Origin of the sequence: Roseobacter sp. N2S, from assembly GCF_031454055.1 — a bacterium.
Taxonomy (GTDB): domain Bacteria; phylum Pseudomonadota; class Alphaproteobacteria; order Rhodobacterales; family Rhodobacteraceae; genus Amylibacter.
Map to the genome: position 1 here is coordinate 352,620 of NZ_JAVDQB010000001.1, position 24,952 is coordinate 377,571.

28 protein-coding genes are annotated in these 24,952 nt (G+C 56.6%); 11 read left to right on the plus strand and 17 right to left on the minus strand.

Features of this window, described 5'->3' with window-relative positions; genetic code table 11:
- Window positions 1-7 precede the first annotated feature (7 nt).
- The 3 genes from tsaE to regB all read right to left on the minus strand — a co-directional run bounded on the left by tsaE (window position 8) and on the right by regB (window position 3,264).
- The gene (tsaE, locus tag GGE09_RS01735) at window positions 8-490 is read right to left on the minus strand and encodes a tRNA (adenosine(37)-N6)-threonylcarbamoyltransferase complex ATPase subunit type 1 TsaE (RefSeq protein ID WP_309743239.1); all 483 of its coding nucleotides are present in this window, start codon (window positions 488-490) and stop codon (window positions 8-10) included.
- Window positions 491-562: 72 nt separating this feature from the next.
- The gene (locus tag GGE09_RS01740; RefSeq protein WP_309743241.1) at window positions 563-1,759 is read right to left on the minus strand and encodes a PAS-domain containing protein; all 1,197 of its coding nucleotides are present in this window, start codon (window positions 1,757-1,759) and stop codon (window positions 563-565) included.
- Between the two features lie 80 nt (window positions 1,760-1,839).
- Window positions 1,840-3,264, minus strand: coding sequence for a sensor histidine kinase RegB (gene regB / locus GGE09_RS01745; protein WP_309743243.1), 1,425 nt, complete (start codon window positions 3,262-3,264; stop codon window positions 1,840-1,842).
- A gap of 108 nt (window positions 3,265-3,372) precedes the next feature.
- On the opposite strand from regB, the gene GGE09_RS01750 reads away from it, so the two are divergent.
- A complete protein-coding gene (locus GGE09_RS01750; RefSeq protein ID WP_309743245.1) occupies window positions 3,373-3,975 on the plus strand; it encodes an SCO family protein in 603 nt (200 codons plus the stop codon).
- Window positions 3,976-4,040: 65 nt separating this feature from the next.
- The gene (locus GGE09_RS01755; protein WP_309743247.1) at window positions 4,041-4,595 is read left to right on the plus strand and encodes an ActR/PrrA/RegA family redox response regulator transcription factor; all 555 of its coding nucleotides are present in this window, start codon (window positions 4,041-4,043) and stop codon (window positions 4,593-4,595) included.
- 4 nt (window positions 4,596-4,599) lie between these two features.
- Here GGE09_RS01755 and cdd read toward each other — a convergent pair whose 3' ends face one another.
- Together cdd and GGE09_RS01765 are read right to left on the minus strand one after the other, a co-directional pair.
- Window positions 4,600-5,520: a cytidine deaminase gene (cdd, locus tag GGE09_RS01760; protein ID WP_309743249.1), complete on the minus strand. Its 921-nt coding sequence runs from the start codon at window positions 5,518-5,520 to the stop codon at window positions 4,600-4,602.
- 44 nt (window positions 5,521-5,564) lie between these two features.
- Window positions 5,565-6,443 carry a LysR substrate-binding domain-containing protein gene (locus GGE09_RS01765; RefSeq protein ID WP_309743251.1) on the minus strand — a complete coding sequence of 293 codons (879 nt, stop codon included), beginning with the start codon at window positions 6,441-6,443 and terminating at the stop codon, window positions 5,565-5,567.
- Between the two features lie 108 nt (window positions 6,444-6,551).
- Here GGE09_RS01765 and GGE09_RS01770 point away from each other — a divergent pair, with 108 nt between their 5' ends.
- A complete protein-coding gene (locus GGE09_RS01770; RefSeq protein ID WP_309743253.1) occupies window positions 6,552-6,731 on the plus strand; it encodes a hypothetical protein in 180 nt (59 codons plus the stop codon).
- A gap of 1 nt (window position 6,732) precedes the next feature.
- Here the strand turns inward: GGE09_RS01770 and GGE09_RS01775 are convergent, their stop codons facing one another.
- Complete coding sequence (locus GGE09_RS01775; RefSeq protein ID WP_309743255.1) at window positions 6,733-7,320, minus strand: HD family hydrolase; 588 nt, start codon at window positions 7,318-7,320, stop codon at window positions 6,733-6,735.
- Window positions 7,321-7,408: 88 nt separating this feature from the next.
- On the opposite strand from GGE09_RS01775, the gene GGE09_RS01780 reads away from it, so the two are divergent.
- The 4 genes from GGE09_RS01780 to GGE09_RS01795 all read left to right on the plus strand — a co-directional run bounded on the left by GGE09_RS01780 (window position 7,409) and on the right by GGE09_RS01795 (window position 10,628).
- A complete protein-coding gene (locus tag GGE09_RS01780; RefSeq protein ID WP_309743257.1) occupies window positions 7,409-7,738 on the plus strand; it encodes a hypothetical protein in 330 nt (109 codons plus the stop codon).
- 85 nt (window positions 7,739-7,823) lie between these two features.
- Window positions 7,824-9,209: an adenosylhomocysteinase gene (gene ahcY, locus GGE09_RS01785; protein WP_309743259.1), complete on the plus strand. Its 1,386-nt coding sequence runs from the start codon at window positions 7,824-7,826 to the stop codon at window positions 9,207-9,209.
- Window positions 9,210-9,502: 293 nt separating this feature from the next.
- On the plus strand, window positions 9,503-9,844 hold the full coding sequence (locus tag GGE09_RS01790; protein ID WP_309743261.1) for a DUF2853 family protein: 342 nt from the start codon (window positions 9,503-9,505) through the stop codon (window positions 9,842-9,844).
- Between the two features lie 67 nt (window positions 9,845-9,911).
- Window positions 9,912-10,628, plus strand: coding sequence for an extensin family protein (locus GGE09_RS01795; protein ID WP_309743263.1), 717 nt, complete (start codon window positions 9,912-9,914; stop codon window positions 10,626-10,628).
- A gap of 3 nt (window positions 10,629-10,631) precedes the next feature.
- Here the strand turns inward: GGE09_RS01795 and GGE09_RS01800 are convergent, their stop codons facing one another.
- Genes GGE09_RS01800 through tsaD form a run of 3 tightly spaced genes read right to left on the minus strand, consistent with a single transcriptional unit; the run spans window position 10,632 to window position 13,130 of the window.
- Window positions 10,632-11,045: an EVE domain-containing protein gene (locus GGE09_RS01800; protein WP_309743265.1), complete on the minus strand. Its 414-nt coding sequence runs from the start codon at window positions 11,043-11,045 to the stop codon at window positions 10,632-10,634.
- A gap of 13 nt (window positions 11,046-11,058) precedes the next feature.
- Window positions 11,059-12,027 (minus strand): NAD(P)H-dependent glycerol-3-phosphate dehydrogenase, encoded by a 969-nt coding sequence (locus tag GGE09_RS01805; RefSeq protein ID WP_309743267.1) that lies wholly within the window; start codon window positions 12,025-12,027, stop codon window positions 11,059-11,061.
- A complete protein-coding gene (tsaD, locus tag GGE09_RS01810; RefSeq protein ID WP_309743269.1) occupies window positions 12,024-13,130 on the minus strand; it encodes a tRNA (adenosine(37)-N6)-threonylcarbamoyltransferase complex transferase subunit TsaD in 1,107 nt (368 codons plus the stop codon). The genes GGE09_RS01805 and tsaD overlap by 4 nt, the downstream gene beginning before the upstream one ends.
- Window positions 13,131-13,210: 80 nt before the next feature.
- On the opposite strand from tsaD, the gene GGE09_RS01815 reads away from it, so the two are divergent.
- The 3 genes from GGE09_RS01815 (at window position 13,211) to GGE09_RS01825 (ending at window position 16,939) form a co-directional block, all read left to right on the plus strand.
- Entirely contained in the window at window positions 13,211-13,927 is a 717-nt protein-coding gene (locus tag GGE09_RS01815) for a uroporphyrinogen-III synthase (protein ID WP_309743271.1), read from the plus strand.
- Window positions 13,928-14,053: 126 nt separating this feature from the next.
- Window positions 14,054-15,493, plus strand: a complete 1,440-nt coding sequence (locus GGE09_RS01820; protein WP_309743273.1) for a hypothetical protein — start codon at window positions 14,054-14,056, stop codon at window positions 15,491-15,493.
- A 15-nt stretch (window positions 15,494-15,508) separates the two neighbouring features.
- Window positions 15,509-16,939: a heme biosynthesis HemY N-terminal domain-containing protein gene (locus GGE09_RS01825; RefSeq protein WP_309743275.1), complete on the plus strand. Its 1,431-nt coding sequence runs from the start codon at window positions 15,509-15,511 to the stop codon at window positions 16,937-16,939.
- On the opposite strand, the gene GGE09_RS01830 is transcribed toward GGE09_RS01825, so the two are convergent.
- Genes GGE09_RS01830 through fghA form a run of 7 tightly spaced genes read right to left on the minus strand, consistent with a single transcriptional unit; the run spans window position 16,905 to window position 23,514 of the window.
- The gene (locus GGE09_RS01830; RefSeq protein WP_309743277.1) at window positions 16,905-17,777 is read right to left on the minus strand and encodes an alpha/beta hydrolase; all 873 of its coding nucleotides are present in this window, start codon (window positions 17,775-17,777) and stop codon (window positions 16,905-16,907) included. The genes GGE09_RS01825 and GGE09_RS01830 overlap by 35 nt on opposite strands.
- A gap of 38 nt (window positions 17,778-17,815) precedes the next feature.
- Window positions 17,816-19,255 carry a protein adenylyltransferase SelO family protein gene (locus tag GGE09_RS01835; RefSeq protein WP_309743279.1) on the minus strand — a complete coding sequence of 480 codons (1,440 nt, stop codon included), beginning with the start codon at window positions 19,253-19,255 and terminating at the stop codon, window positions 17,816-17,818.
- The gene (locus tag GGE09_RS01840; protein WP_309743281.1) at window positions 19,252-20,181 is read right to left on the minus strand and encodes an ornithine cyclodeaminase; all 930 of its coding nucleotides are present in this window, start codon (window positions 20,179-20,181) and stop codon (window positions 19,252-19,254) included. The genes GGE09_RS01835 and GGE09_RS01840 overlap by 4 nt, the downstream gene beginning before the upstream one ends.
- Window positions 20,178-20,783, minus strand: a complete 606-nt coding sequence (locus GGE09_RS01845) for an HAD family phosphatase (RefSeq protein ID WP_309743283.1) — start codon at window positions 20,781-20,783, stop codon at window positions 20,178-20,180. Before GGE09_RS01845 ends, GGE09_RS01840 begins: the two co-directional genes overlap by 4 nt.
- Window positions 20,780-21,241, minus strand: a complete 462-nt coding sequence (locus GGE09_RS01850; protein ID WP_309743285.1) for a YaiI/YqxD family protein — start codon at window positions 21,239-21,241, stop codon at window positions 20,780-20,782. The genes GGE09_RS01845 and GGE09_RS01850 overlap by 4 nt, the downstream gene beginning before the upstream one ends.
- Window positions 21,238-22,677 (minus strand): Si-specific NAD(P)(+) transhydrogenase, encoded by a 1,440-nt coding sequence (gene sthA, locus GGE09_RS01855; protein ID WP_309743288.1) that lies wholly within the window; start codon window positions 22,675-22,677, stop codon window positions 21,238-21,240. The genes GGE09_RS01850 and sthA overlap by 4 nt, the downstream gene beginning before the upstream one ends.
- A gap of 3 nt (window positions 22,678-22,680) precedes the next feature.
- A complete protein-coding gene (gene fghA, locus GGE09_RS01860; protein WP_309743290.1) occupies window positions 22,681-23,514 on the minus strand; it encodes an S-formylglutathione hydrolase in 834 nt (277 codons plus the stop codon).
- A 131-nt stretch (window positions 23,515-23,645) separates the two neighbouring features.
- Here fghA and GGE09_RS01865 point away from each other — a divergent pair, with 131 nt between their 5' ends.
- Complete coding sequence (locus GGE09_RS01865; protein WP_309743292.1) at window positions 23,646-24,017, plus strand: DUF4157 domain-containing protein; 372 nt, start codon at window positions 23,646-23,648, stop codon at window positions 24,015-24,017.
- Here GGE09_RS01865 and GGE09_RS01870 read toward each other — a convergent pair.
- Window positions 24,010-24,948, minus strand: a complete 939-nt coding sequence (locus GGE09_RS01870) for an AEC family transporter (RefSeq protein WP_309743294.1) — start codon at window positions 24,946-24,948, stop codon at window positions 24,010-24,012. The genes GGE09_RS01865 and GGE09_RS01870 overlap by 8 nt on opposite strands.
- Between the last annotated feature and the right edge of the window lie 4 nt (window positions 24,949-24,952).

The following is a 24,952-nucleotide window of genomic DNA, read 5'->3' on the forward strand; positions in this document are numbered from 1 at the left end:
AATAGCCTTAGGTCTTGGTTAAATAGGTGAGCAGCGGTGCCATATTGTCCCATTTGCTGTCAGTCCATTCAAGCGAAACCCGCCGTTGATCATCACCCAGAATATCAAACGTCAAAGACAGTGCCGTAACAGGGCGCAGCGGGCCAAGCCGTTCGGGCCATTCAATCAGGCAGATGCTGTCTTCGAACGCCTGATCCAGCCCCAATTCGTATAATTCATCCACCGAGGTCAGGCGATAAAGGTCCGCGTGCCAAATCTGCGTGTCATGCAGATCATAGACCTGTACCAGCGTAAATGTGGGCGAGGGAACATCTTCGAGCGCCCCGATTTCTTGCAGACGGGTCTGGATAAACATCCGCGCCAGTTCGGTTTTTCCAGCCCCCACAGGGCCAGACAACAGAACAGTATCGCCCGCCACCAAAGTCTCGGCGAGGATGTTGGCCAGAAAGCGGGTGTCGCGCAGGCTGGGCAGGTCAAAGGTGATTTTCATGGCGGGCCTGTGTGCAAAACTGGGCCCATGCATCCCCCAGCCACGGGCGAAATGCAACAGCGGATCAAAAAATCACCCCGCGTTGGCAAGCGGGGTGGATGTGGGGACTGTGCCGATCGGTCTGAATTCACAGAACACCCGCCCGTCAGCGATAGGCGAAACGGTCAGGCTAAGTTGTTGGCCCGAAACATGGGTGACTTGGGCCTGCCATTGGCTGCGTTCGTTCAGGTCGTGGACGAAGTTGCGGAAATCCCCCCAGACAGGCGTGGGCAGGCAGTTTTTCTGGAACAGGCGGCTGACATCATTCACTGTAGCGGGCGCAATAGCGTTGGAAAGAGTGCAATCCCACAATTCGTCAAAGGCGTCATTTGCGTAGGATAATTCGCCTGCTTGGTCGAAAATCGCAACGGCGTCTGACAGGCTTTCCAAGGCGGAATAAAGCTGGCGCAATTCGGCGCGATACTGGGCCTCAACCGCGGCAGATCGGGAAACATCTTCGAACAGCAAAGCCGCACCGCCTTGGGGATGGGGACGGCCCGTGACACGGTAGATCGCGCCCGTGGGCAGCACCCAGTCCACTTCGTATTTACCCGTGAACGCGCCGCTTTCCAGTTCGGCAAATTCATGGCGCAGGGTGGTGAAATCGCGGGGTTCGGGAATAGACCCGCTGTTGCGCAACCGATCCAGAAAAGACCGCATGCTAGGGCGCCGTGCCAGCCAGTCAGGGGCCAGCCCCAAAAGTGACGAGAGGGCGGGGTTGAACAGGGTCAAATCCCGCTCTTTGTCAAACACCGCCATGCCGATGGGCAGATGGGCAAAGGTAGAGGTCAGGGTCTGGATGAACCGTTTCAGTTCATTTTCAGTTTCGGTCAAAACAGTTGCGTCATGGGCGTAAAATATGGTTTTTGCGCCGTTTTTCTGGGTCTTGATCGAAAAGTTTGTCGGCCCCTCAGCGCGACCTTCTTTCAATTCAAACAGATCTTCGTCAGATCGTTTACCGTGTTGGGACAGTTTTCGAAATTCGCTAATCCCGGCAAAACCACGGTGCGGGCTGGACAGTTTGTCATGGCAAAAACTGTTGGCCCAAGCCACCTGCCCGCCCGATTCAATCCAGATTGCAAAAGGGGCGGAGTGGGCTATCGTCCCAAGCGCCCGCGTGGCGTGTTCGCGTTTTTTCGGGGAAAATCCATGCCGAGGAACAACCAAAGCCAGACAAGTTCCCAGCCCGAACAACAGAATGATAAGTATCATTGCAGAATGAAAGCTCATCTACGGGCCTTGCCTTTCCGACATCTGGTTAACGTCATGTTGACGAGACATCGGAAAGGTTAATTCAAGGTTAATTCCGCCTAAATATCAGCAGCAATCGGCCTGTTTGGCCCGACGATCGCGGCGCGGTCTACCTCTAGGTCGTCGCGGTTCCAGCGGACGTTTACGATGGCGCCGGTTGCGCCTTGCATGGCTTTCATCATGCCCGCCGCGCTGCCCATTGTGTACCCGTCAAGCGCTGCGTTGGTGAAGGTCAGCTCTGCGCCGGTGCGTTCCAGCATGGTTTTGGCGATGAACAGGCCAAGGCCCATGCCCTCGTATTCGGGGCGGCTGCTGCTGTGGCTGTCGGACGATTTGCGTTTGCTCAGGAACGGATCACCGATGCGGCCCAGCAGATCGGGCGGGTAGCCGCGCCCGTCGTCGCCCACCATCACGCGGATCGAGGTTTCGGTCCAGACAGTTTGCACCCAGACCGTGCTTTTGGCGAAATCCACCGCGTTTTGCACCAGATTGCGCACGCCGTGGATGAATTCAGGGTTGCGCAGGGCGTAGGGGATGTCTTCGAGCTTTGGGGTGTCGGGCGACCCGTTGGCCAGAAAATGGATCATTTTCCCCCTGTTTTCATGGGGTTCTGCGGCCTCTTGCACGATAGATGTCAGGGGGGCTTTTTTTAGCAACAGGTCGTCTTTGCCCGCCCGTCCCATATCGCGCAAAATATCGCGCAGGCGTTCGGCTTGGGACGAAATCAGCTCTGCGTCTTCGCGCAGTTCGGGGGAGTCGTGCAGTTCCTCGGCCAGCTCGGAAGCCACCAGTTTGATGGTGGCCAGCGGGGTTCCCATTTCATGGGCGGCGGCGGCAACCACCCCGCCAAGCAGGGTTAATTCATGTTCCCGCGCCAGCGCCATTTGGGTGGCGGCCAGAGCCTGGCTCATGGAAAATGTCTCGCTGGTGACGCGGCGCGCATAGCCGCCCAGAAACAGGATGCCAATGACCAAAGCCGCCCAATACCCCGCCACATACAATTGCGGCAGGGCGACGGTTTCACCTGTGACCATGCGCAAAGGCACATAGAAAAACGCCAAGGCGCTGATTGCCAGCAGGGCGATACCGCTGACCAGCAGGGTTGCGTTGACCCGCAATGCGGTGGCGGAAATGGTAACGGGGGCAAGGATCAGCAGGGCGAAAGGGTTGTTCAGGCCGCCGTTCAGATACAGCAGAAACACCAACTGGCCCAGATCGAACAGCAGTGTCAGTGTGGTTTCACCTTGGGACAGACGCTTGGTTTCAGGCAGGGTAAAGGTCGCGGCAAGGTTAAAGATCACCGAGGCGCCAATGGCGACAACGCTCAACCCCACTTGCAGGTCCAGTTCCAGCACATAATGGGCGACGGCAACAGCAACCGCCTGACCGAAAATTGCCAGCCAGCGCAGGTAGATCAAGGTGCGCAACCGGACCCATTCGCTGCGGGCAGAATTGTAAAATATCGTTTGGGTGGGGTCGGACATACGGGCGGCCTGTCTTTGTGCGGGGGTTGTGACGCTTTACCGTCTTTACGAATTTGGCACAGACGTCGTCTAAGGTGCAACATCTGACAGGTTCAAAGGATTCGCCCCATGACCAAAATGATTGCTTTGATTGCAAGTGCCGCCACGCTTGTGGGGTTGGCGGTGGCGCTGGCCTTTGTGATGCTGGCGCCCGCGCGCCAGTGCAGCACGGGCACTGTTGCTGGGGGAACAGCAGCAATTGGCGGGCCGTTCACGCTGGTCAATCATAAGGGCCAACAGGTCACAGATCGAGATGTGATCACAGGCCCGACGCTGGTTTATTTCGGCTTTACCTATTGCCCTGACGTCTGCCCGCTGGATCTGGCACGCAATGCCGAAGTGGTTGATATACTGGCGCAAAAGGGCATTGATCTGACCCCTGTGTTCATTTCTATCGACCCTGAACGGGACACGCCTATGGTGTTGGCGGATTATGTCAGCGTGATGCACCCCAAGATGATCGGCCTGACCGGCACAGCGGCGCAGGTCGATGTGGCCTCAAAGGCCTATAAAACCTATTACCGGAAAAATGGCGAGGGGGATGATTATGTGATGGACCACACCACATTTTCCTATCTTATGGGGCCAAATGGTATGTGGGAGTTTTTCCGCCGTGATGTCCCTGCCGAAGATATGGCCGAAACAATCGCCTGTTTTGTGGATCAAGCCTGATCGCGGGTTTGACCTGACTTCATGCACACTTTACAATAGTTCTAAGAAGTTACGAAGGGACAGACATGTCGCAAACTGAGATGCGGGAAATCGGCGCGGATAACTCGTTGATGATCCTTGACGACGATGAACCCTTTCGCCGCCGCTTGGCCCGCGCGATGGAAAAACGGGGCTTCAATCCCACAGCACTGGATTCCGTTGCGGCGGGGCGTGCCTTTTGCACTGCAACCCCGCCTGCCTATGCGGTGGTGGACCTGCGCCTCGAAGATGGCACGGGTCTGGATGTGGTCGAGGTGTTGCGCGCCAAACGGGCGGACGCCAAGATTGTTGTGCTGACAGGATACGGCGCCATTGCCACGGCGGTCGCTGCGGTGAAAATCGGTGCAACGGATTACCTGTCAAAACCAGCCGATGCCAAAGATGTCACCCATGCGCTGCTGGCGTTGCCCGGTGACAAGCCGCCGCCGCCGGAAAACCCCATGTCTGCGGATCGGGTGCGCTGGGAACATATCCAGCGGGTGTTTGAACTGTGTGACCGCAATGTTTCTGAAACCGCGCGCCGCCTGAACATGCACCGCCGCACCTTGCAGCGTATACTGGCGAAACGCAGCCCGAAGTAACGGGTTAGCTGGCTTGCAGGTATTGCAGGGTCACATTCGGGGCGATGGCGGATAACACGGCCTCGGTCGCGGAGCGTTGGCTGATTTTTGCGGCGGCCTCAACCAGCACTGCTGCGGTTATATCATAGGGTGTTTGGGGGGGCTGGCTCATGTTTAGCAGGGCCATAGCGGATTCCAGCGGGGAAAAGCTGGGGTTATAGGCCACGTTTTCGCCGTAGCGCCCAGTGTAGATTGTTCCGTCAGATTGCTGCACCGCCACGCCGCAAAAATTTGAGGTATACGGCGCATAGCTGGCGTTCGCTGCTGTCAAAGCCGCCTGTGCCAGTGGATCGCTGGATGCGATTTTCAGGCCGTGATCCACAGGTGTCATCAATCCGCCAGTCATGCCTAAATCCCAAGGTCCAAAGGACTCTGGCAGGTACGCGGCAAGCGGTTTTCTGGTGTAAGACAGGTCGGCGGGATCGGTTGCGGCCTTCATCAAAATAGTGAACCCCGCGTTGGCGGTGGCCAGTTCGTTCATAAACTGTCGGCAATAGCCACATGGGGCCGCGTTGACGGCCAGCGCTTGCAAGCCCGGTTCACCTTTTTGCCAAGCGTGATTGATCGCGGATTGCTCGCCGTGCACCGAAAAGCTAAGCGCGTGACCACTGAATTCCATATTCGAGCCAAGGTATAAATTACCCACAGATTGCCCCGCTGGCATCCCCAAAGCCACGGTCCCCACATGATAATTTGAAAGGGGCACCCGCGCAAAAGCGGCGGCGACAGGCAAAAGTCGGATCATCAATTCCCCGATATCAAGCCCGAGTGTATCCAGAATATGATGCACTGTTTGTGCCGGAATCATCGGCCCCTTGGACAGGATCGGGGCCATCAGATCCCGTAAATCTTGTGGGATGTCATCTGGGAAGGGAAAGTCGGTCATCGGATCGGTCCTTTTCAACGGGGATTCCCCTGTCTAACCTGAAATCAGGCGCTTTTGGCACCCTGCTTCAGCCATTTTCGCAAAACACGCAATCGCGCGCTGTCCCGTGCGGCGGGCCAGACCAGATAATAGCCCAGCTTTTCGGTTTCCAGTTCAAACAACAGGGTTAACTGGCCTGATTTCAACTCGCGCTCGATCAGGGATTTGGGTTGAACTGTTACACCCAACCCCGCCAGAACCCCCGATAAAACGATGCTGCTGGTGGACATCAAGGTCACATCCATCTTGTCCAGCGGCAGGCCTTCGTTTTCCAGAATGGCGCGGCGTTCCATCATGCTGTCTTCAAGCAGCCACGGCAGGTGTTCTGTGTCTTTCAAGGTCTGGATCGACAGGTTTTCCAGCAAATCGGGATGGGCGACCACACAAAACCCGCCATCGGTTAGCATATCCACCTCGGCGCCAGCCCAGTTTCCCTCGCCATAACGGATTGCCAGATCAAAAGGGCCGTGGGTCAGGTCGACCAGTTCGACGCTGGGATTGATGTTCAGCGCTATGTCAGGATGGGCCCGCCAGAATGACCCGATCCGTGGCATTAACCAGTTGGACGCAAAAGCGGGTGTGACCGAAATATTCAGCGGGCGGTCGTCATGCAATCGGCGCAGATCATCGACGCCAGCGGCGATTTCTTCAAACCCGGATTGCAGGCGGATCGACAGGGCATGGCCGCTGGGGGTCAGGGCCAGACCACGGCCTTGGCGGGTGACAAGCGGTTCGGAAAATTCCGACTCCAAAGCGCGCACATGCTGGGCGATGGCGGCGTGGGTCACGTTCAGTTCACGGGCGGCTTTGCTAAAGTTCAAATGCCGCGCCGTTGCTTCAAACGCCCGTAAAGCCGCCAGCGATGGGATGCTGCGCCAATCCATCAATATGTTAGCTGATCTATCATTTCAGAAATATTAGAGATTCGATTTGAAAAAGCAATCTTTCTAAAAAGGGGTAACAGAACCCGAAAAACCCCGAAAGGAAACGTCATGTTTAATTCTATTGCAGGCGCTTTGATGATCGCCACACGTCAAGAAAATAACCAGAAAGCGGAGCAATCCCATTTGCTAAGCGAGGCGTATCGCCACGAAGAACGCAAACGGCTGGAACTGGAACGCCAAGAGGCACAGGCCCGAATTTGGGCCAGACATCCTTGGCTAACCTTATAGATCAGATGTCTGTCAGGTCGGTAAAGACCTCCATAAACGCGCCCTTTGATTCCATCGGGGGGTGCGGACGCAGGCTGCGGTCAGGAATATCGTCAAACACTGGTTTGCCGAACAGCTTGTCGGCCTCTTCCTGTGAAAAACCTGCAATTTGCACGGCTTCCAGCCAAGCCGAAATCCGGTCGGCCCGTTTGATCTGCTTCTTGATCGCAGCGGGCAATTCTGGGGGCAGCCCGAACCGCAGATGGATCGCAGCGGTTAACCTTTTGTCCATGGCGGCGTAATCTGGCCCGATTGCAGCCTTTACCGGCGAAATCATATCCCCAATCACATATTCCGGTGCATCATGCAGCAAGGCCGCCAACTGCCATTTGCGATCTGCTTTAGGGTAGAGCCGGCGATAAAGTTCCAGCACAAACACCGAATGTTCTGCCACCGAATAGGGATAGTCCCCGTGGGTCTGCCCGTTCCAACGGGCCACAAAAGCGAGGCCATGGGCGATGTCCTCTATTTCAATGTCCAAAGGGGAGGGATCCAGCAGATCGAGCCGCCGCCCAGATAACATCCGTTGCCACGCACGTTGCGGTTTCATGGGGTCTCCTGCGGTTTGGAAGTCATATTTTCAGCTTTTTATGAAACATTTCAGCGAGTCGCGCGTTGGTGTCATGAAGGAGGCTACAATGAAACGCTTTTTTACCGTTCTGACAACCATTGCCCTGACAGCCACATCCGCGCAGGCCGCGACCTCTTGCATGGACTCCGAAGAAATGGAAGCCGCGCTGTTTGATTGGTATTCGGAAACCGCAGTAGGCCCGAAAGTCCACAGCGAAGACACGAATTTGCAGCTTTGGGCTTCAGAAGAAAACGGCACTTGGACCTTGGTCAGCTATTATGAAAGCGGTCAGTCCTGTGTGGTAGCCCAAGGGGAAAGCAATGCCTCCCAGCCGGATATATCCGATCAGACGGATCTCTATTCCATGATCATTGATCCGCGCAACAAATCGCTGTGAGTTGTTAAGTAATTTTGTTGCACGTTGAGCCTTTCGTTTTAAGGTGCTAATGCCCTTGGCAACAGTCTTGCTGAAAGGGTACATCATGGCGTCTGACTATATAGTTAAAGATATTTCACTGGCTGAATATGGCCGCAAAGAACTTGATATAGCAGAAACAGAAATGCCAGGGCTGATGTCCCTGCGCGAAGAATTCGGCGACAGCAAACCGCTGAAAGGGGCGCGGATTGTTGGGTCGTTGCATATGACGATCCAGACTGCGGTTCTGATCGAAACCCTGACAGCCCTTGGTGCCGATGTGCGCTGGGCGTCTTGCAACATCTTTTCCACCCAAGATCACGCGGCTGCGGCTATCGCGGCATCGGGTGTGCCAGTGTTTGCGATTAAGGGTCAAACCCTTACAGAACATTGGGATTATCTGGATAAGTCTTTCTTGTTCGAAGACGGCCCGAACCTGATCCTTGACGATGGCGGCGATGCAACGCTGTACATTCTGCTGGGCGCACGGATCGAAGGCGGCGAAGCTTTTGGTGCGCCAGGCTCTGAAGAAGAAGAAGCCATTCAGGCCCAAATCACCAAACGCATGGCGGCGTCCCCCGGTTGGTTCACAAAAATGCGCGAACAGATCGTTGGTGTATCCGAAGAAACCACAACAGGCGTTCACCGCTTGTATGAATTGCACAAAAACGGCGAACTGCCTTTCCCTGCGATTAATGTGAACGATTCGGTTACAAAGTCGAAATTCGACAATAAATACGGCTGTAAAGAATCGCTGGTCGACGGTATCCGCCGCGCAACTGACACAATGATGGCAGGTAAAACTGCTGTAGTTTGTGGCTACGGCGATGTTGGCAAAGGCTCGGCTGCGTCCCTGCAAGGGGCTGGCGCCCGTGTGAAAGTGACTGAAATCGACCCGATCTGCGCACTTCAGGCGGCAATGGACGGGTTCGAGGTAACCACACTCGAAGATTGCGTCAAAGACGCGGATATTTTTGTGACCACTACCGGCAACAAAGACATCATCCGCATCGAACACATGCGCGAAATGAAAGACATGGCGATCGTTGGTAACATCGGTCACTTTGATAATGAAATTCAGGTGGCCAACCTTGCCAACCTGAAAATGACCAACATCAAAGACCAAGTGGATATGTACGAAATGCCCTCTGGCAACCGTATGATCCTGCTGTCCCAAGGACGCCTTCTGAACCTTGGCAACGCCACGGGCCACCCGTCCTTTGTGATGTCTGCCTCCTTTACCAATCAGGTTCTGGCGCAGATCGAACTTTGGACAAAAGGCGATGAATACAAAAACGAAGTCTATATCCTGCCCAAACATCTGGATGAAAAAGTGGCGCGTCTGCATCTTGCAAAAATCGGCGTGAAACTGACGGAACTGTCCAAAGAGCAAGCCGACTATATCGGTGTTACAACCGAAGGTCCGTTCAAACCGGAACATTATCGCTATTAATCGGATCTTCCGATTTAGCATTCTGAACTGACACGAAAGCGACCGCCCCGGCGGTCGTTTTTTTGTGTTTAGGGTCTTGAAAAAGAACTGTCAGCCTGCGCTGTACGGTCGCGATTTGCGAGGGGCGGAATTTCACAGCCCCCCAGACCTGACCCGCCTATTTCCAAGGAATGTCAGATACCCCCTTTTTTTGCGTAGAAGCTTCCCCTAAGTTTCTCGAAAGAAAGGTCGCTGCACGCAGATTGGCTCTTTCTTTTTTACTTGGGACAACCCGGCACACGAAGGAGCTGAACATGGGAAAACGCGACGATTTGATTGCCAAATACGCGGACGATCTGAAAAATAAATGTGGTATGACACCGGATATGGACTTGCTGACCAAAGTCACCATCGGGTGTGGTCCGTCGATTTATGATGCGGATGCCGCGACTGTCGCTGCCAGCCAAGACGGGGAGCTGGAAACGGTTAAGAAGAACTTTTTGATCAAGAAACTGGGGTTGGCAGATGGTCCTGAACTGGATGCTGCACTTGCCAAAGCCATTGAAACTTATGGCAAATCAGAGCGGAACAAATACCGCGCTGTGATGTATTACATGCTGACCAAAGCTTTTGGTAAAGAATCTGTTTACGGCTGATTAGACACTAAAATCGGATTTCGGGCGCCCGATGTGGCGCCCTTTCTATGCGCAAAGGTCTTATTGGATGAAACACCGGGGCAGATTGGGACGCTGGATCGGTGGGTTGTTCCTGCCCGTGGTGGCGCTGGCTTTTGGTCTGGGCGTACTGATCTATCACCCGCAAACGCCGCTGCCGTCTGAATGGAATCCGACGACTCCGTTTGACCCCAAAGCGCCGATTACACGGATCACCGGATGGAAATTACTGCGCACAATTGCTGATCCCGCGCAGTGTGTGGCGGCTTTGAACCTGATTTCCAACCCGACCAGCCTGTTACCCGCCCGCGAACAGGATGATCAATGCCATATCCGAAATCGGGTGAAAATCTCGGCTATTTCGCAAGCATCACTGACGCCGGTTGAAACACGCTGTGGCATCGCCTTGCGGTTGGCTTTGTGGGAATATCACGGGCTGCAACCCGCAGCCCAAGCCCATTTTGGCAGTTCGATCCGCCGCATTCACCATTTTGGCAGCTATTCCTGCCGCCCCATTGCGGGGTCGTCGCGGATGAGCCAGCACGCCACTGCCAATGCGCTGGATATTTCGGGGTTTGATCTGGCGAACGGGCGTAAAATCCGCCTGCGCAGCGATTGGGATGGCGCAGCGGCAGACCAAGCATTTCTGCGTGCCGCCCGTGACAGCGCCTGCGACTGGTTTCGCATGGTGCTTAGCCCCGATTACAACGCCGCCCATCACGATCATTTCCATGTGGATCAGGGTCTGTGGATGGGTTGTCGTTAGGGTCTACAGCCCGCCCAAAGTGCAAATAATCTGCCATTCCTCGGCGGTTACAGGCTGCACGGACAGACGCGAGTTTTTGACCAAAATCATATCAGCCAGACGAGGGTCAGCTTTAACCATTTCTAAGCTAACGGGGGATTTCAACGGCTTAACCGCCTTTATGTCCACACAGTCCCAGCGCGGATCGTCGGTGCTGCTGTCAGGGTGGGCTAATGCGCAGACCTCAACAATACCCACAACCGCTTTTTCCTTGAGCGAGTGGTAGAAGAACCCGCGGTCGCCAATCGCCATGTCGCGCATGAAATTGCGGGCTTGGTAATTGCGCACGCCGTCCCATTCCTCGCCCAAATCGCCCTTGGCCACCTGCTGATCCCAGCCCCAAGTGTTCGGTTCCGATTTGAACAGCCAATAGTTCATAACACGCCTCCGCTTATGCTTCTGGTTTTAGGGGCCGCGACATTAAGGTGTGCAGCGCTTGTGCAATTTCTTGCCGTCCATCCAACACATCTGCAACCGCTTGTGCAATCGGCATTTCGACGTTTTGGCGGGCAGCCAGCGCCAGAACTGCCTGTGCTGTGGCGATGCCTTCAACCGTTTTGCCCGTGCCAAAGGCGCCTTCGCGGCCCAGTTTTTCGCCAAAGGCAAAGTTGCGGGATTGCAGCGATGTGCAGCTTAAAGCCAGATCGCCAAAGCCCGACAACCCCATCAGCGTTTCGGTTTTTGCCCCCATTGACGCGGCAAGTCGGGCCAGTTCGGCAAAGCCCCGTGTCATCAGGGCGGCCCGCGCGCTTTCACCCAGTCCCGCGCCCACAACCAGCCCGCAGGCGATGGCGTAGACGTTTTTCAACGCGCCCCCCAGCGCCACGCCCGTGGTGTCTTGCGTCAGATACAGCCGCAGGGTCTGGGATGACAGAACCCCTTGCAGCCAAGCACCTGTTTTTGGGTCATCACATCCCAGCGACAGGGCGGTGGGTTTTCCACGGGTCATTTCGCTGGCAAAGCCCGGCCCGGACAGTACGGCGATCGGTGTGTTTGGCAGGGATTCGGTAAGAATTTGTTGTTGTAACAGGCCCGTATCGCTTTCGATGCCTTTGGCACACAGCAAAACGGGGGCTTGTGTTGGCAGATCGGCACGGGCCAGAAAGCTGCGCAATTGTTGGGCGGGAAGTACCATCAAAATGATGTCTGATTGGGCCAGATCGCCCAGATCATTGGTCAGGTGCAAGCCTTCGGGCAGGGCCACATCTGGCAGGTATTTCGTGTTTTCGCCCTGCGCCTGCATGGCTGTAATTTGCGCAGGATCACGCCCCCATAGGGTCACGTTATTGCCGCCCAGACGCGCCACGCTGGCCAGTGCGGTGCCAAAAGCCCCCGCGCCGATCACACCAACCCGTGTCATGCTTTTGCCCCGCGTTTGCCGGACCCGAGCATGGGTGCAGCGGTTTTATCCAGTGGCCAGCGGGGGCGGGCGGACAGGCTCATGTCGTCGTGTTCGCCACTGGCAAAACGTTCCAGCCCCGCCCAAGCGATCATCGCGCCGTTGTCTGTGCAATATTTTAGCGGCGGGGCCAGAAAGCGAAATCCTTCCCGCTCGGCCACGTCTTGTAATGCGGCGCGGATCAGCGTGTTGGCCGCCACTCCGCCCGCGACGGCCAGAACAGGCGTTCCCACAGGTTTGCCAAAGGCAATACAGGCGCGGCGGGTTTTTTCGGCCAAAGTATCGGCCACAGCTTGTTGAAAGCTGGCACAAAGATCGGCGCGGTCTTGCACAGTCAGCCCGCCTTTTTCGGCCACCAACGTATCACGGGCGCGGCGCAGGGCGGTTTTCAGGCCAGAAAACGACATATCCAGATCGGGGCGGTCCAGCAACGGGCGGGGAAAGCGGAACCGTTTTGAATCGCCGCTTTTGGCCTCTTGCTCAATCAGGGGGCCACCCGGATAGCCAAGGCCCAGCAGCTTGGCGGTTTTATCAAACGCCTCGCCCGGGGCATCGTCGATGGTGCCGCCCATGCGGGTGAAACTATCGGGGCCGTAAACGCCGAGGAATTGGCAGTGGCCTCCCGATACCAGCAGCATCAGATAGGGATATTCCACGCCATCCGTCATGCGCGGGGTCAGGGCATGGCCTGCCAGATGGTTCACCCCCACGAGCGGTTTGCCTGACCCGATGGACAGACCCTTGGCGCACATCACGCCGCTGATTACGCCACCGATCAACCCCGGCCCTGCGGTGACGGCAATGGCATCCACGTCGGACAACCCCAACCCTGCCTGTTCCAACGCCTGTTCTACGCAAAGATCCAAGCGTTCTGCATGGGCGCGGGCTGCGATTTCAGGGACAACGCCGCCAAAGGCTGCATGTAAGGTTTCTTGGCCCCAGACAATGGATGACAGGACCTCGCCTTGACTATCACCCGTGCCGCGTACCACCGCAGCGGCGGTGTCGTCGCAACTGCTTTCCAGCCCTAAAACGGTGATACTCTGCGTGCGGTTCTGTGACATTGCCAATCCGTGCCTGACATGGTTTTGTTGTGTCGCAGGTAGCATTTGCGCCCCTCTACAGCAATGGTCACATGGTCCTTATGTCCGAACCCAGCCTATTGATGATCCGCCCACCCGCGCAAACGGATGACTTTTTGACAGCGTTTCGCGGTTCGACAGGCAAGACCCCGAAAGTGCTGGTCAGCCCCGTGCTGCGGATTGTGCCGTCAGAGGGTCCGGCTTTGCCTACGGACGGGACGCTGTTGTTGTTCACTTCGGTTAACGGTGTGGCGGCTTGGGCGGCGCGATCGTCCCAACGGGATATTCCAGCGCTGTGTGTGGGGGAAAACACCGCGCAGGCAGCGCGAACGTTGGGGTTTGCGGCGCAAAGTGCCGATGGCACGGGGGCAGATTTGTTAAAGCTGGCGCTGGACCGCGTGACCCCTGTGGATAAGATATATTATATCTCGGGGGAGGAAGCGGCCTTGGATCTTGCTGCGGGTTTGCGTGCGCAGGGATTTCAGGCACAGCGATTGGTGCTCTATGCCCAGCGTCAGGTTGATCTGACCGACGAGGCCCGTGCAGCCTTGGCACAGAACAGCGTAATAGTACCTGTGTTTTCGCCCAAAACAGCGGCGTATTTTAAGGCGCAAATTGAGGGGCTATCGCTGTTTGATTGCCACATCCTGTGCATCAGCGCCGCCGCTGCCGCCCCGTTTGCAGGGCTAAAACAGCCAAGCACGCGCGCCCCTGTGATTGCAGACTCCCCCACGCGGGCAGCGATGATCACCACTTTGGACCGTTTGTTGGGCCTTTGAACGGATAAAAGGTGATCTTGGTAGGCAATTTCATCGCAGTTTGCGCATTGGGCTTGAGACAGCGCCCCCAAGCCCCTAGTTTTAAGGGAAGGATTCCTCTTAGAACCAGAACAGGGCTTTCGGCACGTGGCAGATAAATCCAAAATCAAACCGGACATCGAAGACGCCGAAGTCGTTGACGGAAAACCGGTCAAAGATGATGCCGTCACAGACGGTGTTGCGAAAGATGTGGCAGATGTTGAAGCAGCTGCGCCAGCGGCTGCGGCGTCTGATCCGGAAGGCGTTGTTGACACTTTAGAGGGGGGCTTGGTCAAAGATGAGGTCGTGATCCTAAGCGAAGCGTCCGAAGATGACCCCATCGTTACGCCCGATCCTGAACCAGCCAGCGAATTTGCCGCCGATCCTAGTCCTGAAGCCATTGATGACAGTCCAGAGGATGAAGAGGACATCGGTTCGTCACTGTCCACCCGCGTTCTTCGCGGTTTGGCACTGATTTTTGTCGGCATCGTCATTGCCTTGTGGGGCGCACCAAAATTAGCGCCTCTGTTGCCTGCGGGCCTTGCGCCTGTGGCGGAATTTCTGATGCCGGGGCAGTCCGAAGCCAAGGCTGAAGTGGCAGCATTACGTGCGGAGATGGAGACTCAACTGGCCGCCCTGTCCAATGCGCCCCAAGACGGCGTGAACCAAGAAGCGGTCGACACTGCGATTGCTGCTTATGCAGACAGCCAAAAGGCGGAACTTGCAACAATTAAGGATAAATTAGCGGCAACAGACGGTGTTGAAATCGAATCCCGCATTGCAGCGCTTGAATCCCACATCGAAGGGGTGAACGCCGAACTGAAAGCCGTGGGCGAACGTCTGTCCATGCAGATAACCGAAAACGGCGCGGCCCTGTCCGAAGAAGCAGCGTCAAAACTGTCAGGCTATCAAGCTACGCTAGAGGGTTTGAAAGCCCAAGTCACCGATCTGGCCGCAAAAAACGGCGCGCTTAGCCAAAAGGTTGATGATGTGGCCAAAGCCTCGGCGCGGCGGGTTGAAGAAGCCCAGATTGAAGCCTCTCATCAGGTGGCCAATACCGCCACGAAAAAACTGCTGACCGATATTGCTGCGGCGCTGGACAGTGGCGCGCCTTTCCAAACCGCGCTGACAGGTCTGGTTGAGGTGGCCAATGTAGAAGCCCCCGCTGCCCTGAGTGCGATCGCAGATTCAGGCACCCCGTCCTGGACAACCCTGCGCAACGGGTTCTCGGATCAGGCTCATAAAGCTTTGCGTGCGGACACCACGGCCAACGCCAGCGAGGGCGTTGTCGGCAAGTTCAGCGCCTTTTTGAAAACGCAGGTGGGCACGCGATCTTTGGAACGTAAAGAGGGCGACAGCACTGATGCGATCCTGTCCCGCGTCGAGGATGACTTGGCAAACCGTCGCCTGTCTGCCGCGCTAAGCGAGGCAGACTCCTTGCCCGAAGCGCCGAAAACCGCCATTGCTGACTGGATTGCCAACCTATCCGCACTTAGCGCGGCGCAGACTGCGCTGGATGACCTGAACACCGCCCTTGGCGCAACCTGATAGAAAGCGCGACACATGCTGTGGTCCCTTATCCGTATTATCTTTTTCATCGCTTTAATCACGGCCGCTGCCTTTGCGGCCAGCTTCATGATCGAGGCTGGCGGTCAGGTGCATCTGTCCTTTAACGGGTCGGAATACACGTTTGAACCTTTGGTCGGTCTGTTGGGTTTGATGCTGGTGGTGCTTTGCATCTGGCTGGCGTTCAAGCTGCTGGGTCTGTTGATCGCGGTGTTCAAGTTTTTCAACGGCGACGAAACGGCCGTGTCGCGATATTTCACCCGCAACCGCGAACGCAAAGGCTTTGAGGCTTTGGCCGATGGCATGGTCGCGCTGGCCGCAGGCGAAGGCCGCATTGCTACGCAAAAGGCATCAAAAGCAGAACGATATCTGGATCGCCCCGAACTGACCCATCTGATCAACGCGCAGGCCGCTGAAATGTCGGGCGACACTAAGAAGGCGTTGAAATACTACAAGAATCTTCTGGAAAATGACCGTACCCGTTTTGTTGGTGTGCAAGGGATCATGAAACAGAAACTGGCGGAAGGCGATACAGACACTGCGCTGAAACTGGCCGAGAAAGCCTTTGCCCTGCGCCCTGCCCATGACGCCACACTGAACACGCTGTTTTCGCTGCAAACCGATAAACAGGAGTGGTCGGGCGCGCGCAAAACCATTGAAGCCAAGGTCAAAGCCAATACATTGCCCCGTGATGTAGGCCGTCGCCGCGATGCGGTTCTGTCGCTGGCCGATGCGCGGCGTTTGCTGGAAGCTGGCGAAATCCCCTCTGGTAAAGAGGCCGCTTTACAGGCCAACGCGCTGTCCCCCGATCTGGTGCCAGCGGCGGTTCTGGCGGCGGAAATGCATGTGCTGGACGGCACTAAAAAAGCGGCGGCCAAGGTTTTGAAAAAGGCTTGGGGGGCGACACCACACCCCGAATTGGCCAGTGCCTTTGCCGATATTGAACCGGACGAAGACGCGGCTGCCCGCCTGAAACGGTTCAACATGCTGCTGCGGATCAATGCCGACCACCCAGAAACCCGCATGTTACAGGCGGAACTGATGTTATCCGCCGAAGATTTCCCCGGTGCGCATCGTGCGCTGGGCGATCTGGTGGAAACCCATCCCACAGCGCGGTCTTTGGCGATTATGGCGGCGATTGCGCGGGGCGAAGGGGCCGAAGAAAAAGTCGTGCGCGGCTGGTTGTCCAAGGCCCTGTCTGCATCGCGCGGGCCCCAGTGGATTTGTTCGTCTTGCAATAAAATCCACGTTCAGTGGGCGCCGAAATGCGATAATTGCGGCAGCTTTGACGCGATGGATTGGAAAACACCGCCCCAAAGCGATGATCTGGCGGCCAATACCTCGGCGATGTTGCCATTGATGGCAGGGGCCTTGGAGGCGGACGGACCAGAGCCTAAGGCAGAAGAAACGCCAGAACCGCGCGATTGACCTGTTTGGCGTGGGTCGTCACCAGTGAATGACCCGCGCCGTCGATTTCAACAATCTGCGCGCTGCGGTTGATCCCGCGCAGGCGCATTGCGCAGTCGATCGGGATCACATCATCCGCTGTGCCAAACACCGCCAGAACCGGAACATCGCGATCCATCAGGGTGCGGTGTGTGGCTGTTTGATCTATGTAAATCACGTGGCGCAGACTGCTTAGTACCGCCGCGCCAAAACCCGCAAATCGGGTCTCACGGCATTGCAGCGCGATCATATCCGCATCAACACCTTCACGCGCACCAGCCCGTTTGCAGCCCCGCCGCAGGCTGATACCACCAAACAGAAACATGGCCAAATCACCGATCACGGGCCAGCGGGCAACCCAGTTGGGTTCGGATTTAAGCAAACCCGCAGGGGCCAGCAGGATCAGGCGGTTGATCCGGTCCCGCCGCAGGGCCCCGTAATGGGCGGCAATCCCGCCGCCCATGGAATAGCCGAGCAGATTAAACCCCGCAGGAACCGCCAGTTTTTCCAGCAGTTCGTCGATTTCCTGAACGTAGAAATCCATGTCATAGCTGGCGAAGGGTCTGTCGGAAAATCCGCGTCCAAAGTGATCAAAAGTCAGCACACGGTGCCCCGCCCCAGTCAGCGCAGACAGTTGATCGCGCCACACAAAAGACGGCGTGGTCAACCCGTGAACCATCACCAGAACCGGCCCGTTTTCCGGCCCGTGCCATTGGTAATGCACAGTCCCCTTTGAAAGCTGCACAAACTGCCCCGATGCTGCCCGCCGTACCCTTGCGGACATGGGGCGGCGCAGGAACCAAACGACAACTACAAACAAGATAAACGCCAGAAAAACCCATACTGGCGTCACGGCAATCATGTGCCGCAAAAAGTTTGCTGGACGACTTGTTCCAGCGTTGGCGGGGTTTCAAATGCGGCGTGTTCAGGTTGCTGGTCAAAGGGTCTTGTAACCACGGACACCAGTGTTTCAAACGGGGAGAAATCGCCGTTTAACGCACTTTGAATAGCCTCTTCAACGCGATGATTTCTAGGGATAAACACAGGGTTGGCGGCTTTCATCGCTGGGATAAGTTCGGCACTGTGTAGGCCACGCCACTCTGCCAGCCAGACCTGCGCGGCCATAGGTTCGACAAACAGGGCGGTGAAGGCGTCTTCGGTGCCACCTTCGGCGATGCGGGTGAGTTCGGTAAAGAACAGCGTAAAATCACAGCCCTGATCGGTCATCAGCTTAAAGGTGGATTGCATGAAATCGGCGTTAACGGGGATGCCCAGTTTGGCGGCAATCCCTTGGTTCAACGCCGTGTTAAACACATCTGAAAACTGCTGGACTGCGCTCTCGGCCAGTTTCAGCGCCGCATCTTGGTCAGGGTGCAGGATCGGCATCATCGCCTCGGCCAGTCGGGACAGGTTCCAGACGCCGATATTTGGCTGGTTCACCCAAGCATACCGCCCGTTGCGATCAATCGAGCTGAAGACCGTATTGGGGTGGAATACATCCATAAAGGCACAGGGGCCGTAATCAATGGTCTCGCCCGCGATCTGCACGTTGTCGGTGTTCATTACCCCGTGGATAAATCCCAGACACATCCATTGGGCTATCAGTTTGGCCTGACGCTCGGTCACCGCTTTCAACAGGGCCAGCGCGGGGTTTTCTGCGCTCTTTGCCTCGGGGTAGTGGCGATCAATCACGTAATCGGCCAGCGTTTGCAGGTTCTCTGTCTGCTCGCGGGCAAAGAAATACTGAAAGGTGCCGACGCGCACATGGCTTTGGGCGACGCGGGTCAGGACCGCGCCGGGAAGGCGGGTTTCCCGTTGCACCCTTTCGCCGGTGGCAACTGCCGCCAGCGCGCGGGTGGTGGGCACACCTGCGGCGGCCATGAATTCACTGACGATATATTCGCGCAGCACAGGGCCGAGTGCCGCTTTGCCATCACCGTTGCGCGAAAAGGGCGTCGCGCCGGACCCTTTCAACTGGATATCGCGGCGGATGCCATCGGGCGCGATGATTTCGCCCAAAAGATGCGCCCGACCATCGCCAAGCTGTGGTGACCAGCCGCCGAATTGATGCCCTGCATAAGCCATTGCCAACGGTTCAGACCCGTCAGCCACCGCAGCCCCAGACAGCATGGCAATTCCGTCAGCCGAGGCCAACCAATCCGCATCCAGACCCAGTTCCACCGCCAATTCCCTGTTCAATTTGATCAGTTCGGGGGCGGGGGCTTTATCAGGGTCCGCGCGCATGAAAAAGCCGTCAGGCAAGCGGGCATAGCTGTTGTCAAAGGCGATGCGGGTCATAGCTGGCCGTATTCCGACAGGATATATTTTGCTGTCATCAAGTCCAGATGCGCCCCGCCGCCGTTTTTGAACAGGGTGATGTCGTCGTCGCTTTGACGGCCTGCGGTGCCTGCGACCAATTCGTGAAAATCGCCCAGAATATCGCCTTCGGTAATCACACCTGCGGCCAGCGGGATTTTCAATTCGCCGATGTGCCCAATAGTTGTGGCGCGGCTGTCTACAAAGATGCGGCTGCGGGTCAGGGCGGTGTCATCGGCCTCGCGCATGTCGGGGCGATAGGCACCGATCAGGTCGATGTGTTGGCCCGCCTGCAGCCAGTCGCCGCGCAGCACAGGCTCGGTTGACATGGTGGCACAAGACACGATGTCGGCTTGGGAAACCGCATCTTCAAGGCCCTCTACTGCGCTGATACTATGGGTTTTGGACAAGTCATCAGCCATACCCACAGCCTTGGAATGGGTGCGGTTCCAGACCAGAAAGCGGGCATCCGAAAAGGCGGTGGAATAGGCGTGTACCAGATTGTGCCCAACAGTGCCTGCGCCCACAATCAGGATCACCTTACTGTCGGGACGCGCCAGAAGTTTCGCGCCCAACAGACTGTCGCCCGCGGTTTTCCATTTGGTCACAAGGTGGAAATCAACCAAGGCTTCGAGCGTGCCGAATTCATCGTCAAACAGCATCACCCCGCCCTGAACCATCGGTTTTCCCTTGGCCACATTGGCAGGCACGATAGTGGCGGATTTCACCGCAACACCCAGCCCGTCGATCCATGCCGCGCGGCTGAGCAGCGTGTCGTCGCCGCGATAGGCGAACCCGTCGGCAATGCTGGCGGGGGCCAACCTATGCCCTGCGGCCAGTGCCTCTGTCAGGCCGTTCCAGGTCAGGCGGCTGTCCATTTCGTCAAACTCGATGAACGGTATTTTCATGTCAGTAATCCTTCGTGTTTTAGCCGATCCGCCCAGCCCGCAGGCCCGTCAAACAGATGCACATTCCAGCCCCGTGCAGCGGCGGCGTCCAGATTTTCCTGTCGGTCGTCTGCGAACAACAGGTGTTCGGGGGCGATGCCGCAGCGGTCCTCGACGATCTGATAGATTTGGGGTTCGGGTTTCACTTCTTTAAGATAGCCCGAAACATAGCTTTGGTCGAATTCGGACAGAAACGGATAGACGGTTTGGGCGTATTCAAAGCTTTCGATTCCGAAATTTGACAAGGCAAAAACCGGCGTGCCTTGGGCACGCAGGCGGCGCAGAATGGCCACAGACTGGTCAATCGCGGGGGAGGCCATGTCGATCCAGCGGTCATGCCACAGGCGGATCATATCGCGGTATTCGGGGTAGTCCTCGGCGCAGGCATAGACCGTATCCCGCCAGTTGTGGCCGCGATCCACCTGATCATTCATGCGGTGCAAGTCTATGGTTTCAAACATTTTCATGCGGTCCGCCACAGGCATGATCGTGTCGTAAAACCGTTCGGGCTGCCATTCGATCAGCACATTGCCAATGTCAAAGATGACGGCTTTGATGGTCATTCTGAAACCTCTCGCAAGGCAAAGCGGAGTTCCCGTTCCAATACGTCCAGGAACCGTGATCTATCGGCTTTGCTAAAGGGTTTGCCGCCGCCCTGACGGAACGGGTCAGCGGCGCGCAGGTCGGCCATCAGATCACGTGTGGCCAATCGGTTGCCGATGTTGGCCTTGGTGAACACCTCGCCGTTGTGCTGGATCACACGGGCGTCAGACTCTAGGCATTTCGCGGCGAGCGGGATGTCCCCTGTGATCACCACATCGCCCCGTTTGCAACGGTCTGCGATCCACATGTCAGCCACATCCGGCCCATCGTCCACCACCACGGTTTCCACCAGCGGATGGGGGTTGGGGCGGATGCCGCCGTTGGACACCACAAAGACCTTTACCTTGTGGCGGTCAGCCACGCGCAGGGTTTCATCCTTTACGGGGCAGGCGTCGGCGTCGATGTAGATGCTGCTCACTTTGCGGCCTTTGGTTTCTTCTTTTTCGGGGTGACTTTGTATTGTTCGGGGATTGGCATCCGGTTGAATGCATTCAGACCCGCGATTTTGTAAGCCTCGGCAAGTGTCGGGTAATTAAAGGTATTTTCGATGAAATAATCCACCGTACCTTTCAAATTCAGCACCGCTTGGGCGATGTGGATCAGTTCGGTTGCGCCTTCGCCCATGATTTGTACGCCCAGCAGGCGGCGGGTTTTAAGCGACACCAGCATTTTTAGCATGCCCTGTTCGATCCCCATGATATGCCCGCGCGAGGTTTCAGAAAACCGCGCCACGCCGATTTCATAGGGGATGCCCCGTTCCTGAACCTCTTCCTCGGACATGCCACAGGTGGACATTTCAGGCACGGAATAGATGCCATAGGGAAACCACGGTGATTGGGGCAAGGTCGGGGTGTTCAGCGCATGACAGGCCGCTACGCGACCCTGTTGCAGGCTGGTCGAAGCCAAGGAAGGAAAGCCGATCACATCGCCCGCCGCATAAATATGGGGCACATCGGTTTGATAAGTGTCACGGTCCACTTTAATTCGCCCGCGGTGGTCTGTTTCCAGCCCCACAGCTTTCAGGTTCAACGCTTTGGTTGACCCCATCCGACCCGCCGCAAACAACAGCATTTCGGCCCGCACATGGCGGCCGTTCTCCATTGAGATCTCAACAAACTCGCCTTTGTCTTCGACCAGATCAATTTTGGACCCCAGCCTGAGGTCGATGCCCATTTCCCTGATTTGATGAGTAAATTCGGCAATCAGGGTGCGGTCGATGAAATCAAGGAAACTGTCGCGCGGTTCTACCAAAGTGACATGCACGTCCAGTGACGCAAGGATCGTAGCGTATTCCACCCCGATCACGCCCGCGCCGACCACAATCAGGCTGCGCGGGATGCTGGGCAGTTTCAGAATTTCGTCGCTGTCAAAAATCGTGGTGCCGTTAAACGGGATGTAATCAGGGCGGAACGGGTGGGTTCCGGTGGAAATAACAAAGCTGTCAGAGGTGATTTCACTGATCTCGCCCGTGGGGTTTGTCACCTCTATTGTGGTGTCCGATATGAACCGCGCCACCCCTTCAAGGGTTTCGACGCGGTTGCGGGTGAACTGGTGTTCCAGAACATCCACTTCGTAGTCTAATGTCTTGTGCAGGCGGGTTAAAAGGTCTTCGGACTTGATGCCTTCTTGGGCGCGGTAGGACCGCCCGTAAAAGCTGCGTTCGCGCCAGCCGGACAGGTTCAGTGCGGTTTCGCGAAGGGTCTTGGATGGGATGGTCCCCGTGTGAACAGACACCCCGCCGACCCGTGTGTTGCGTTCGACCACCAGAACTTTGCGGTGCAGTTTTGCGGCCTGAATTGCGGCGGATTTCCCCGCTGGGCCACTGCCGATAACAACCAAATCATAGTGGCTCATGGGTTATACTCCGTATAGGGCGTCAGCGTGAAAGGCGATGTGATCTTCCATAAAGCTGGCCACAAAGAAATAGCTGTGGTCATAGCCTGCTTGCATGCGAAAAGTGCCTGCTTGGCGGCGGGCGGCCATGGCTTGGGACAGGGCTTCGGGTTTGAGCAGGTCCAGGAAGTTATCCGCGCCGCCCTGATCCACCAGAATATGCGAAGGGTGGCCCTTTTCGCGCATCATCAAGGTGGCGTCATGGGTGGCCCAGTCGGATTCATCCGCACCCAGATAGGCGGTCAGTTGTTTGCGCCCCCAATCCGAAGCAGTCGGGTTTGCGATCGGGGCAAAGGCCGATACGGATGCGTATTGTTCAGGCCGTGCCATGGCCAAAGTCAGCGCGCCGTGGCCCCCCATGGAATGACCTGTGATGCCTTGGGCGTCTTGTTGCAGGGGGAATTCGTTGAACAGCAGGGCGGGCAATTCATCGGCGATATAGTCGAACATGCGATAGTTTGGCGCCCAAGGGTCTTGGGTGGCGTTCACATAGAAACCCGCGCCTTTGCCCAGATCATAGGCGTCGTCATCGGCCACATCATCGCCGCGCGGGGATGTATCGGGGAAAACCACCGCAACGCCTTGTTCCGCCGCCCAGCGTTGTGCGCCTGCTTTGGTCATGGCGTTTTCATGGGTGCAGGTCAGGCCAGACAGATACCACAACACCGGAACCGGTTGCACTTGGGCTTGCGGGGGCATGTACAGCCCGAAGGTCATATGGCAGCCAAGGCTTTGGGATGTATGGGAATAGACCCCCTGAACGCCTTCAAAGCACCTGTTTTCCGATTGCATTTCCATGGCGGTTCTCCGTTATTTTCTTAAGGGGTAGCCGAGAATCCGACCCGCCTCAACAGATCAATCGCGCGAAAAGGGCTTTCGTGCTAGACTGGGGCCATTGAAAACAATGGATACACAGAAGGATAGTGCGAATGCCCAATACTTCCGAAATTGTGAAGACTGTTATCGAGGATCTGAAAGGCAAAAAAGCCAAAGGGAAAAAGCTGGAGGCCGCGCCGACCGAGACCAAATTCAAAAAGCTGCCCAGTGATCTGGCGAAAGCGATGAAAGAGTCGTTCAAAGGCGACTTTCGCAAAATCCAATTACATACGGGCGGCAATATTAAGGACGTCAGCAAGCAGTTGAAGGCAAAGGTGTTTACCATTGATCAGAATATGTATTTTGCAAAAACCGGTGACGCCAAGGATCTGGGCCTGATCGCCCATGAACTGACCCATGTGGTGCAGCAAAATGGCGGGGCGATGCCGAAAACCACCAAAGGCAAGGCACTGGTGTCTAAGTAAGCCCGCCGCCCAAAATCCAGCCCAACACCACCGATAAAGTGGCGACGCTGATCACGGTGGAAATGAGGATGGTAGAGGACACCCGCGCCGGTGCGACCCCGTAATGTTGCGCCAGAATATAGATGTTCCCCGCCGTGGGCATGGCCGCCGTTGCGATCATAATACCTGCGGCGAAAGGGTCTACTTTGAACACATAAAGCGCGAAAAACGCGACTGACAGCGGGTGCAGCAGCAGTTTTCCGGTGCTAAGCCAGATTGCCGTGCCGGGGCGTTCTGCCGACTGGCCCGCCAATGATGCCCCAATGGCAAACAGCGCACAAGGCGTGGCCGCAGAGCCTAAAATCCGCAGGAAATCATCCGCCGCCCGTGGCACGGGAAACCCGAGCGAGGACCAGACCAGCCCCAGCGCCATGGACATCACCATCGGGTTTTTCAGCAGACCAACACCCACACGGCGCAGCGCCCCTAGGGACACCGCCCCTTCGCGGGACGCAGTTATAACGATCACCGCCAGCGACCCGAAAACGATCAGATCAATCGCCAGAACGAACAGAACAGGGGCCGCAGCCACATCGCCCATCAAGGCGATCAGCATGGGCAGGGCCAGAAACCCGTTGTTGCCGATCACGGCGCATTGGGCCTCAATCGCGGCTTCGGCCCAGCCTGTGCCGCGCATGACCGCAACGATAGTAAACAGCAGGTAAACCGCGCCGCAGCCCGCCAGATAGGCAAGACCAAAGTTCAGGTCGAACACCTCGGTAATGGGCAGGGTACTGGAAAACCGCAACAGCATGGCGCTTAGGGCAAAGTAAAAGACAAACTTCGTCAGATAGACGGTCGCTTCTTTGCCGAAAAAACCTGTGACAGCCGCCAGATAGCCGATTGCAATCAAGCCGAAAAACGGCAGGGTTTGCAGGAAGATTTCTAACATGTCA